We start from the raw sequence: 12,025 nt of genomic DNA on the forward strand, positions 1-12,025 counted from the left end.
CAAATGAATCTTCATTTCATCCTATGCGCCATCTCCGCTAATGTGCACAGCAAATGAATCATTATTCCGTATAGTTCATTGTATGCGCCTGCTCCGTTCGATGTGCCTTCTTTTTTGCCGCCAGGCAGCCGCCCGCGGTTCGGGGAAAGGGAGAGCGCGCCCATAAGAAAAAAAGCGCCCCGAAGGACGCTTTTGAGCCGCATGCCATTAATGGCAGCCGCCGTGTTTGTTGTAGCGAAGCGCGGCGCCGGTTTCGCCGCGCAGCACGTCGCCGCCCGTCGAAGCGAGAATTTCATCGGTCACCGTATTCGAAATCGTCGAGGCGACGAGCTGAAGCAGGTCGTTCACATCGGATTGGGACTGCTGGAATTCGCTGACGATCGGAATTTGCGACAACTCTTCGTAAATGGCGTCAATTTTGGCCTCAACCTGTTTCAGCGCTTCATGTTTTCCGTAATGCTGAAGGTTGACCGCTTGCTTTTGCAACGATTTCAGCTCGTTGATCAACGTGCGCACTTTTTCGTTTTGGTGGATTTTTTCTTCCGCTCGTTTGAAAAAGTCGACTTCTTCCGTTTCGGCGATCATTTTCGCCAGCTGCTTCGCCTGGGCCAAGATATCATCCCGCGTATATTTTGCCATGTTCGTTCACCTCGATCGCTTCATTGACTAGCTCGCCCGTCAGCGTCCACGTCTTTGCCTGCGTAATGCGCACGTTGACCAATTGGCCAATGAGCGATTTGGGGCCGACGAAGTGGACGAGCTTGTTTTTGCGCGTATAACCCGCCAATACGTCCGGATTCGTTTTGCTTTCGCCTTCCACAAGCACTTCGACGACTTGCCCTTCGTATTGCTTCATTTTCTTGGCCGCGATTTCCTGAACAAGGTCGTTGAGACGCTTGAGCCGCTCTTTTTTCACTTCCATCGGCACGTTGTCCTTCATGTTCGCCGCCGGCGTGCCTTCGCGCGGTGAATAGATGAACGTGTAGGCCGAGTCAAATTCGACTTCACGGTAAAGCGACAGCGTTTCTTCAAACTGCTCGTCCGTCTCGTTCGGGAAGCCGACGATAATATCCGTCGTCAACGCGACATCCGGAATGGCGGCTTTGATTTTGCGAACGAGCTCCAAGTACTCCTCGCGCGTATATTTGCGGCCCATCATTTTTAAAATTTCCGTGCTGCCCGATTGCACCGGCAAATGGATATGCTCAACCAAGTTGCCGCGTTTGGCGAGCACTTCGATGAGCCGGTCGTCAAAGTCGCGCGGATGGCTCGTTGTGAAGCGGATGCGCGCAATGTCAATTTTGCGCAGCTCATCCATTAAATCGCCAAGGCCGTACTGGATGTCGGTGAAATCTTTTCCGTAAGCGTTGACGTTTTGCCCAAGGAGCGTAATTTCTTTATAGCCTTGGGCGGCGAGCTGGCGCACTTCTTGGATGATGTCTTCCGGACGGCGGCTTCGCTCTTTGCCGCGCGTGTACGGAACGATGCAGTACGTGCAAAACTTGTCACAGCCGTACATAATGTTGACCCATGCTTTAATCTTCCCTTTGCGCACTTTCGGCAAGTTTTCAACAACGTCGCCCTCTTTCGACCATACTTCGACGACCATTTCTTTCGACATGTACGCCTCATGCAAAATGTACGGCAGGCGATGGATGTTGTGCGTGCCGAAAATAAGGTCGACGTATTGGTATTGCTTTAAAATTTTCTTGACAACCGATTCTTCTTGCGACATACAGCCGCACACGCCGAGCAATAAGTCCGGGTTCGTCGTTTTGAGCGGCTTTAAGTAGCCGAGCTCGCCAAACACTTTGTTTTCCGCGTTTTCACGGATCGCGCACGTGTTGAGCAAAATGACGTTTGCCTCTTCCGGACGGTCGGTCGGCTCATAGCCGAGCGCCATGAAAATGCCGGCCATCACTTCCGTATCGTGCTCGTTCATTTGACAGCCATACGTGCGGATGTAAAACTTCCGTCCGCGCCCCATGCCGCGAAACTCTTCAGGAATCGAAAAGTCTTTGACGTACTTGACTTCCTCTTTGCCGCGTTTCTTCGCCTCTTTTAAATTCGGCGGGAGAAACACGCTCGTGAAATATTTCTCATAGTCTTTCGTCGTTTTTTCTTTCAGCCGGTCCAAGGCGGATTTTCTGTCCGCTGGATGGCTTTCGGTTTTGATTTGTCCCGTTTGCTCCAAACGTTGTTTTTCGTTCATAGCAATCTCCTTTCTTCACAAAATCATTCGATCATCCGAGACGAGCGGCCGCCGTTTCCTGTGCAGCCGGCCTCGCCTCGGCAAATTTCTTCCAACCACACACTACCATAGTATATCGCGAGCGGCAAGGAAACACAATGGGGTTTGTTCCGGAGGACCGGAACATGTCATGATAACAAAAAACACCCAATGAGGCAAGCCTCCATCGGGTGCAAATTATTTCCATTTTTACATAAACTCTGCTACGAGTTCGGCGAACTTTTCTTTGCTCATTTTCAGCTCCGCCTCGGCAAGCGGCGCCTCGCTGTAGCCTGGCACAAGCTCTTGGTACGACTTTTGTTCTTTGTTTTGATAAATGATCCCGGTGACGAGCCCATCGTATTTCATGACCGTCTGCATCGCCATCTCCCGGTCGGACGGGTCGTATCCTTCGATGTCGCTCACCTTGATGAGCCGCTCTTTGAACCACTCGTACGTATTCACTTTGTTGTACGTCACGCACGGGCTGAAGACGTTGATGAGCGCAAAGCCTTTATGCTTGACGCCTTCCTCAATCAAGCTCGTCAATTCTTTTAAATCGCTTGAGAAACCTTGCGCGACAAACGTCGCTCCGGCGCTTAACGCGATCTCAAGCGGCGACAAAGCCGGCTCGATCGACCCGTGCGGCGTGCTTTTTGTTTGGAAGCCGGCAGCACTGCGCGGCGATGTTTGTCCTTTCGTCAACCCGTAAATTTGGTTGTCCATGACGATGTATGTGATGTCGATGTTGCGGCGAATGGCATGAACCGTGTGCCCCATGCCGATCGCGAATCCGTCGCCATCCCCGCCGGCGGCGATGACCGTCAAATCGCGGTTCGCCATTTTCACTCCTTGCGCCAGCGGCAAAACGCGGCCGTGCGTGCCGTGAAAGCCGTAAGAGTGAATGTAGCCGGAAATGCGGCCCGAGCAGCCGATCCCGGAAATGACCGCGAGTTCGTGCGGCTCCAACCCGAGATTGGCGGCCGCGCGCTGGATGGCGGCCTGCACGGAAAAGTCGCCGCACCCCGGACACCAGTTCGGTTTCACATCATTGCGGAAATCTTTAAAGGTGGCCATTGCGCTAACAACTCCTTGCATTTAGTATAGACGTCGCCCGGCAAGAACGGATTGCCGTCGAATTTTAAGACGCTGGCGATTTTATCAGCGTGCCCGACGTTCATTTTCAACAAGTTCGCCAGCTGCCCGGTGGCGTTTTGCTCGACGACGACGACTCGTTTCGCTTTCTCGACAAGCGGCCGCACGTCGTCAACCGGGAACGGATGAAGCAGACGGATGTGCGCATGGTTGACTTTGACGCCATCTTGCTCGAGCCGCTCCATCGCTTCTTCAATGGCTCCGCGCGTCGATAAAAAGCCAACAAGGAGCAAATCCGGTTCTTCGTGGCGGAGTTGTTTGTGCACCGGCGTCGGGAAGTGGATGTGCTCGAGTTTGCGCATCCGTTTTTCCATTTGCGCCCGGCGGTTTGCCGCCGTCTCTGACGGGCGGCCTGTTTCGGCGTGTTCGACCCCGGTGACATGGTGGATGCCGTATTTTGTTCCCGGCAGCACCCGCGGCGAAACACCGTCCGGCGTGATTTCATACCGTTTGAAGTTGTCTTTGTCCGGAAGCGGCGGCAGCTCACCATTCATCAGCTTGCCGCGGCGGATCTCGATCCGATCGTAATCAAGCGGCTCAACCGTCTGCTTGCCGAGCGACAGCTGCAAATCCGACAGGAAAATGACCGGGCATTGGTATTCCTCAGCTAAGTTGAACGCTTCCGCCATATCGTAAAACGCTTCTTCGACCGTGCTTGGCGCCATGACAATTTTGGGAATTTCCCCGTGCGTGCCATAGATCATCGCGAGCAAATCCGACTGCTCTTGCTTTGTCGGCAAGCCGGTGCTTGGACCGCCTCGTTGCGTGTCAACCACAACAAGCGGTGTTTCCGTCATCCCAGCTAGTCCGATCGCTTCGGCCATAAGCGACAACCCGGGTCCGGCGGAAGCGGTGAACGCCCGCACGCCCGCATAGTTGGCGCCGATCGCCATCGTACAGGCTGCGATTTCATCTTCTGTCTGGATGACCGCGCCCCCAAAATCCGGCAGCTTTTTAATCAAATACTCCATAATCTCCGAAGCTGGGGTGATCGGATAGGCGGCCATAAAGCGCGCCCCGCCGGCAATGGCGCCCAAGGCGATGGCGTCGTTGCCAATCATGAACATTCGCCGTTTGCCGTCGGCTTTGGCTAGTTTCATCGTTTTCGTCGAACCATCGAGCTGCTCTTTCATATATTGCGCTCCAGCGCGAATCGCTTCCATGTTTTTCTCAACGACTTGCGCCCCTTTGCGCCCAAATGTATCCACAACAACACTTTCGAACACGGCGGCGTCCAAATCGAGCACCGCACTTGTCGCGCCGATGGCAACCATGTTTTTCATCAGCGGATTGCCAAGCTGTGTAGCGATATCGGTGAACGGAACGGCGTAAAGCGCCACTCCTTTTCCTTCCGGAATCACTGGATTGAATTTGGCGTCCGCAATGACGATGCCGCCGTCACGCAGCTCGTGGAAGTTGAAGTCGATTGTCTCTTGGTCGAACGCCACCAAGATGTCCAAATCATCAGCGACCGCCCGCACCGGTTTCGTGCTGACGCGAATTTTGTTGTTCGTATGACCCCCTTTGATGCGTGAAGAAAAATGGCGGTATCCATATAAGTAATATCCGAGGCGGTTCAGCGCTGTGGAAAAAATTTCCCCTGTACTTTCAATTCCTTCCCCTTGCTGGCCGCCTACCTTCCATGACAGCTGTTCGATCATGAATTACACCCCTTTATATTCACTCCAGCCTTTCGCTACTATTGTACCACTTTTCTGACAAGGAAACTACCATTTTGAACGCCTTTTTCAGCCGGCGCCGCGGATGCCCTGTCTTCTATTCTAGGATACGCAGAGCCGATACTCAGTGATATTCGTCACTCCGGCAAATGGGCGTAGAAGTTGCCGAATAAAAAGCGGGATACTTGCTCGGTGGAGTAATGCTTGTACAACTCGTTGACAAGCCGCGCATATTCCCTTACCGTTCCAAGGCCGGCGACCGTCTCCGTGATGCCATCGAAGTCGGAGCCAAACCCGACGTTGTTTTCCCCCCCGAGCGCGCATATATGGTCGAGATGGCGAAGCACATCAGCGATCATCGCCTCGTTTTTCTTCGCCGTCAAAAAATACGGAACGAAATTAATGCCGATCATGCCGTCTTTTTCGATCAACGCTTTGATCTGCTCATCGGTTAAGTTGCGTGGATGTGGGCATAGACGATGCACGTTGGAATGGGAAGCGATGGGGAACCGAGCCATCTCGATGACATCCCAAAACGCTTTCTCCGATAAGTGGGACACATCGACCCATCGTTTTGCTTCATTAAGAAGTGCAACGACTTGCCGGCCAAACGCCGTCAGCCCGGCGCCGCGCTTCTCCCACGCTCCGTCAGCGACAGCGTTCGGGAAGTTCCATGTCAACCCTACGGAAGCGACGCCGAGGCGGAGGAGCGTCTTTAGCTTGACAAGGTTGACGCCGATGGCGTCGCACCCTTCCAGCGTCAACATGGCGCCGACTTCCTCTTTTTTAAGGGCGGCGATATCCCGTCTCGTCCGCACGAACTTCACAGACGGAAACGCATCGATAATGCGGGCAAAGAAGATGTCCACCATCTCCAGCGCAACAGTGAACCGGGCTTCCTCCGGCACCGTTTCCGGTATGTAGATGGCAAAGCATTGCACTTTCACCCCTGCTTCCGCCATCCCGGAAAGAGTGACGTGAAGCGAAGCTCCGTCGTAAAACGACAGAGACCGATCTTGCCATAACTTCATCAACACATCGCAATGTGCATCGAAGATCATTCCGTTCCCCCCTTGAAAAAGCAAAAATAACCTGCCTGCCTTCGCAGCCGAAGGCGCCAACAGGTTATAGCCGCCATTGTCTGATCATCCAGTTAACGAGGTTCGACAATCAATTTGATCGCTGTCCGCTCTTCTCCGTCGATGATAATATCCGTAAACGCCGGAATGCAAATCAAGTCCATGCCGCTCGGTGCCACAAACCCTCGTGCGATCGCTACTGCTTTAACGGCTTGGTTCAATGCACCTGCGCCGATCGCTTGAATTTCCGCTGCGCCGCGCTCGCGCAACACCCCGGCAAGTGCACCAGCTACAGAGTTCGGATTCGATTTTGCTGAAACTTTTAATATTTCCATTCCTAGCTCCTCCCTCGTTTCCTTGGAAAATGATTTCGGTAAAAGGTCTTCATTGTAACTATATTCACTGTTTCGACAACTATTCCTGCATGGGAGGAGGACATTTTAAAAAATTTTTAAAAGATGGACTATTCAAAATAAGGGTGGTCATCGTTAATGATCAACCGTTCAATGCGAAACGCCCGTCCGCTTTTTTCGTCTACATCAACAAAGACGGCATTCAATTGGCTTCGTCCTTCCTTGACGTCGAAACGAACTGGCAGCCCGGTTAAAAATTTGCGCAGCACCGCCTCTCGATCGACGCCTAAAATGCCGTCGTATGGACCGGTCATGCCAACGTCGGTAATGTACGCCGTCCCTCTTGGCAAAATGCGGTTATCGGCCGTCTGGACGTGTGTATGCGTGCCGATGACCGCGGATACGCGGCCGTCTAAGTACCAGCCCATCGCCTGTTTTTCACTCGTCGCCTCGGCATGGAAATCGACGATGATGACCGGCGTGCGCGCGGAGGCGGCGGCGATCAGCTCGTCCGCCTTTTGAAATGGGCAGTCAATCGCCGGCAAAAACGCCCGCCCTTGCAAATTGATGACCGCCGCTTCGCCATGCTCGGTCGGCACAAAGACGATGCCTTTTCCCGGCGTGCCGGGCGGGTAATTCGCCGGGCGAATCAACGCCTTCGCCTGATCGATAAACTCAAAAATATCGCGTTTGTCCCATGCGTGATTGCCCAACGTGATCACATGAGCCCCCCAAGCGAGAAGCGCCCGGTAAATCGGTTCGGTGATTCCTTTCCCGCCGGCGGCGTTTTCGCCGTTGATCACAACAACGTCCGGCCGATGTTTTTCCTTCAGCCTTGGCAAATAGTGCTCCACCATTTTTTGCCCCGGCAAACCGACGACGTCGCCGATAAATAAAATTCTCATCCCTGATCCCTTTCTAAACGAAAAATATCGCCTTGCGCCCATCTCCGCATCGTTATACCCTCCTATTTTACGCACAAAAAAAGAAAGTGGCAATAGCCACTTTATTTCGCGTATTCGACCGCCCGCGTTTCGCGGATGACCGTCACTTTAATATGGCCCGGGTAATCGAGCTCTTCTTCGATTCGTTTGCGGATGTCACGCGCCAGCCGGTGCGCTTCCAAATCGTCGATCATATCTGGTTTGACCATAATGCGCACTTCACGCCCAGCTTGAATGGCGTACGATTTTTCAACGCCTTCGTACGATTCGGCGATTTCTTCAAGCTTCTCTAGACGACGGATATAGTTTTCCAGCGTTTCGCTGCGCGCTCCCGGCCGCGCCGCCGACAGCGCATCGGCCGCCGCGACGAGCACAGCGATGACCGACGTCGGTTCCGTATCGCCATGGTGGGAAGCGATGCTGTTGATGACGACCGGATGTTCTTTATACTTCGTCGCCAGCTCAACGCCGATTTCCACATGGCTTCCTTCGACTTCGTGGTCGATCGCTTTGCCAATGTCATGAAGCAAGCCGGCCCGGCGCGCCAGCATTTCGTCCTCCCCAAGCTCGGCCGCCATCAGTCCGGCTAAAAACGCCACTTCCACCGAGTGTTTTAAGACGTTTTGTCCGTAGCTCGTTCGGAACTTGAGCCGCCCTAAAATTTTGATCAAATCCGGATGCAAGCCGTGAACACCGACTTCAAACGTCGTCTGTTCGCCGACTTCGCGGATATGCTCATCCACTTCGCGGCGCGCCTTTTCGACCATTTCCTCAATGCGCGCTGGATGGATGCGGCCATCTTGCACAAGCTTATCGAGCGCGATGCGCGCCGTCTCGCGGCGAATCGGGTCAAATCCGGACAAAATGACCGCTTCCGGCGTATCGTCGATGATCAAATCGATGCCGGTCAACGTCTCGAGCGTGCGGATGTTCCGCCCTTCGCGCCCGATGATCCGCCCTTTCATTTCGTCGTTTGGCAAATTGACGACGGAAACAGTCGTTTCGGCGACATGGTCGGCGGCGCAACGTTGGATGGCAAGCGACAAAATCGCCTTTGCCCGTTTGTCTGCCTCCTCTTTCGCCCGCGTTTCCGCCTCTTTGATCATCATCGCAATCTCATGCGACAGCTCTTTCTCGACGCGCTCTAAAATGAGCTGGCGGGCATCGTCGCGCGTCAGGCCGGAAATGCGTTCAAGTTCGGCTTGTTGTTGTTTGACGAGCGCTTCCACTTTGCTTTCCATTTGTTCAATATGCTGTTGTCTTTCGTTCAACGCTTCTTCCTTTGCCTCAAGCAACGCCTCACGTTTGTTGAGCGCTTCATCTTTGCGGTCGAGATTTTCCTCCTTTTGCATCAGGCGGTTTTCTTGTTTTTGGAGCTCGCTTCTCCGGTCGCGGATATCACGCTCCGCCTCCGTACGCAGTTTATGAATCTCGTCTTTCGCTTCGAGAAGCGCCTCTTTTTTCAAGGCGTCCGCCTCGCGTTTCGCCTCCTCAATCAGCTGTTCGGCAGCGGCTTTCGCCCCGCCGATTTTCGCTTCGGCAATCGATTTGCGAACAAAAAAGCCAACAACGGCACCAATGACTAAGGCAAGCAAAGCGGAGATGATGATCGAACCCATCGTTTCACCTCCTCTTGCTGTTCGGTTTCCTTTCGCTCTCTCTTCTCACCGCCATGACCGGCGCAGATGGACATTCCCGTTTTCAATCCATTAGCTCAGTCGCTTGGCATCACAATCGACCCGCGCAGCCTTCCGCACGAAGGCGGTCCGCCGCAGCGGGCGGGCGTATGGCCCTGCCGCGCGTATGGACAAATATACATGTTCATTGTAAAGGCGGCAATAGGAATTGTCAAGATATTACACCGACGCGCCTAGAGGATGACAACGGAACAAGACCGTTCCGCACGCCGTCCTTTTTTAGGCTTATCGCTCTCCTTGGCAGGCCGAACGGATGGAAAAAGGCGCCCCGGCAGCTTGCCAGGACGCCTTGTCCCGTTATTCTTCAAGCAATCCGAACCCGTCTTGCTGCGGTTCGCTCGTTCCCTCTTCAACGTCGATGCCGTAATGCTGGCGGATGGCGCGGGCGATCTCATCGGCGATGTGCGGGTTTTCCTTCAAAAATTGCTTCGCGTTTTCCCGCCCTTGGCCAAGCCGCTCGTCTTTGTACGAATACCACGAACCGCTTTTTTGCACGATGTCCAATTCGGACGCCATGTCGAGAATTTCCCCTTCGCGGGAAATGCCTTCGCCGTACATAATGTCGACGTCAGCCGTTTTAAATGGCGGCGCAACTTTGTTTTTGACGACTTTAATTTTCGTCTTGTTGCCGACCATATCATTGCCTTGCTTAATTTGCTCGGCGCGGCGCACCTCTAGGCGGACGGAAGCGTAAAACTTGAGCGCCCGCCCGCCCGGCGTCGTTTCCGGATTGCCAAACATGACGCCGACTTTTTCGCGAATTTGGTTGATGAAGATGGCGATCGTTTTCGATTTGTTAATGGCGCCAGACAGCTTGCGAAGCGCCTGGGACATAAGCCGCGCTTGCAAGCCGACATGGGCGTCGCCCATCTCCCCTTCAATTTCCGCTTTCGGCACAAGCGCCGCCACCGAGTCGATGACGATAATATCGACCGCGCCGCTTCGCACGAGCGCTTCCGCGATTTCGAGCGATAGTGATAGGTAAGCCTTTGATGCAATCTCCGGCTTTTCCCCCACCCCACACCGTGCGTGCGAGTTTCCCCGCACACGGCGTTCCACCGGGACAGCTTCGATAGCCCCTTTGGGCTATCTCTCCACCATATCACCTCGCGATGACATGGCAGCAGCACCTACAATTCTTCCAGCGAACAGGACTTTTATATTTTCAGCTTGTTCCTATATTTCGTTAGTTTGTCAAACATTTTTCGTTCTGTAAACGGCGGTTCTTGGTTGCTATGGACAAGCCTATGGCATTGGTTGCATAAGCTAATTAGATTAACGGTCTTATTGATCTCACTTAAAGGTTTACTCGGGTCAATATGATGGCAGTGGAAGTTACCGGGACTTAAGTATACGGCACATATTTTGCATTTTCCTTTATCTCTGTGAAATACATTCACCCTATTTAAGAAATATTCAAGATTATATTTCCCATCATTATGCTCAGATAAAATGTAGATGAATATCGAATCGTGATCGAACAGACTCATTTTATCCGGCAATCGTATTTTTCTATGCTTTTCTTCATACATTTTTCTGCCGTCTGCAGTGTATGGGGTCATTTCTTGTTTGAATACTGTTGCATACTGTATAGGCCCTTAGCGGTTGGATAGATCAATCCCCGCCGTTTTGCTACCTTTATTGCTTTTAATATTGCGAATAGCTTCTAAAATGACAACATCATTTTGAAGCAACTCAAGCATGCCGTAAAAATGTTTTCCCTTTTTAGCTTCTTGATAAAGAAGATCCAAGCAGTTTCTCAAGTCCTGTTCGCTTTTTACGACAAGTTTGTTTACCTTCATGCTCCTTTCTCCCTTTTTATAATACTGGGTGGAAGTGCCATGAATTAGCCTGCTTGCCGTAACATGTAGATACTTTGCCGCCCCGGCTGGTTCCCTTCACTCCAGAGCGTTTTTTCCTCCCCCATCGTTGCCTTTGGGGTTCAAACGGCGCTCCTTCATCATTACTATGGAACCGCTGACTCCCCCTAAGATATCATCGACCAGCCCTGTCTCCTCCTTAGGGGGCCTCTCACGTTCCCTACAGCCTATCCCTTCTTTTGAACGCCCTTAGGTGCCTACTCTACTCGGCAGGACCTCTGATTGGAACGTCCGCTACCCATCAGAGCAGTAACCGAACTAAGCCAGCCGGTTAAAGGAAACACCGCAAACAAGACACGGTGGTTCGTCCTGTATGGTCCCTTTTCAGGGAGCACCGGTAACCGAGCTTCACGCATAGGTTCCTTTCGTCACCATAGGCGTCTTTTAAGGAGCCCCGCACCACTTTCGCCATAGCCACATTTTGCGGCCTTAGGCTACTTGGGTTACGACTTCACCTGGCTTCATACATCCCGGTGAGGGTGCACCGGAATGCATGCAGGAGTCTCAGGCTCGTGGATATAGGACTATCACCACGGGAAGGAATTTCACCTTCCAACTCGGCTGTAGAGTTGTCCCGATGTTCCCATCGGACTCCGCTTTCGTGCCTACGCACTTATACGGAAACGTGACGCACCTTGCTCGCCCGTGTCAGGCTGGGAAAGCAGCAATTCATCGATATTGACCCCTAATTTTTGTGCGTAAATCGGATCGAGCGCATGCTCTGCGTCGATGAAAGCTGCTTGCCCGCCCCGCTTTTGCACTTCAGCGATCGCGTGAAGGGCAACGGTCGTTTTCCCGGACGATTCCGGGCCGTAAATTTCCACAATCCGCCCGCGCGGATAGCCGCCGACTCCTAACGCGATGTCGAGCGCCAGCGAACCGCTCGGCACGACCGACACTTTGCGGTCGACTTGCTCGCCGAGCTTCATGATGGCCCCCTTGCCAAACTGTCGTTCAATTTGTTTTAATGCCTGCTCCAATGCAGCTTGACGATCTTGGTTCACTAAC

Annotated in this window: 9 protein-coding genes and 2 pseudogenes; all 11 read right to left on the reverse strand. The window is 53.0% G+C overall.

The window, feature by feature from the left end:
• Nucleotides 1–207 precede the first annotated feature (207 nt).
• Complete coding sequence (locus CWI35_RS03715) at nt 208–639, reverse strand: YlbF/YmcA family competence regulator (protein WP_011230803.1); 432 nt, start codon at nt 637–639, stop codon at nt 208–210.
• Nucleotides 617–2,212 (reverse strand): tRNA (N6-isopentenyl adenosine(37)-C2)-methylthiotransferase MiaB, encoded by a 1,596-nt coding sequence (miaB, locus tag CWI35_RS03720; protein WP_011230802.1) that lies wholly within the window; start codon nt 2,210–2,212, stop codon nt 617–619. The genes CWI35_RS03715 and miaB overlap by 23 nt, the downstream gene beginning before the upstream one ends.
• Nucleotides 2,213–2,440: 228 nt before the next feature.
• Nucleotides 2,441–3,307 (reverse strand): 2-oxoacid:ferredoxin oxidoreductase subunit beta, encoded by an 867-nt coding sequence (locus tag CWI35_RS03725; protein ID WP_011230801.1) that lies wholly within the window; start codon nt 3,305–3,307, stop codon nt 2,441–2,443.
• Nucleotides 3,274–5,046 (reverse strand): 2-oxoacid:acceptor oxidoreductase subunit alpha, encoded by a 1,773-nt coding sequence (locus CWI35_RS03730; protein WP_011230800.1) that lies wholly within the window; start codon nt 5,044–5,046, stop codon nt 3,274–3,276. Before CWI35_RS03730 ends, CWI35_RS03725 begins: the two co-directional genes overlap by 34 nt.
• A 155-nt stretch (nt 5,047–5,201) precedes the next feature.
• Nucleotides 5,202–6,125, reverse strand: coding sequence for a dipeptidase (locus CWI35_RS03735; protein WP_014195492.1), 924 nt, complete (start codon nt 6,123–6,125; stop codon nt 5,202–5,204).
• Between the two features lie 92 nt (nt 6,126–6,217).
• Complete coding sequence (gene spoVS / locus CWI35_RS03740) at nt 6,218–6,478, reverse strand: stage V sporulation protein SpoVS (protein ID WP_003251598.1); 261 nt, start codon at nt 6,476–6,478, stop codon at nt 6,218–6,220.
• Nucleotides 6,479–6,606: 128 nt separating this feature from the next.
• Complete coding sequence (locus tag CWI35_RS03745; RefSeq protein WP_011230798.1) at nt 6,607–7,401, reverse strand: TIGR00282 family metallophosphoesterase; 795 nt, start codon at nt 7,399–7,401, stop codon at nt 6,607–6,609.
• Nucleotides 7,402–7,502: 101 nt separating this feature from the next.
• Nucleotides 7,503–9,059 (reverse strand): ribonuclease Y, encoded by a 1,557-nt coding sequence (gene rny / locus CWI35_RS03750; RefSeq protein WP_011230797.1) that lies wholly within the window; start codon nt 9,057–9,059, stop codon nt 7,503–7,505.
• A gap of 375 nt (nt 9,060–9,434) precedes the next feature.
• Nucleotides 9,435–10,267: pseudogene (recA, locus tag CWI35_RS03755) on the reverse strand (recombinase RecA).
• A gap of 468 nt (nt 10,268–10,735) precedes the next feature.
• Nucleotides 10,736–10,939 carry a hypothetical protein gene (locus CWI35_RS03765; RefSeq protein WP_119877507.1) on the reverse strand — a complete coding sequence of 68 codons (204 nt, stop codon included), beginning with the start codon at nt 10,937–10,939 and terminating at the stop codon, nt 10,736–10,738.
• Between the two features lie 713 nt (nt 10,940–11,652).
• A pseudogene (locus CWI35_RS03770) lies at nt 11,653–12,021 on the reverse strand (ATPase domain-containing protein); the annotation flags it as partial.
• Nucleotides 12,022–12,025: the final 4 nt, after the last annotated feature.

This window comes from [Bacillus] caldolyticus (genome assembly GCF_003595605.1).
Classification (GTDB): domain Bacteria; phylum Bacillota; class Bacilli; order Bacillales; family Anoxybacillaceae; genus Geobacillus; species Geobacillus thermoleovorans.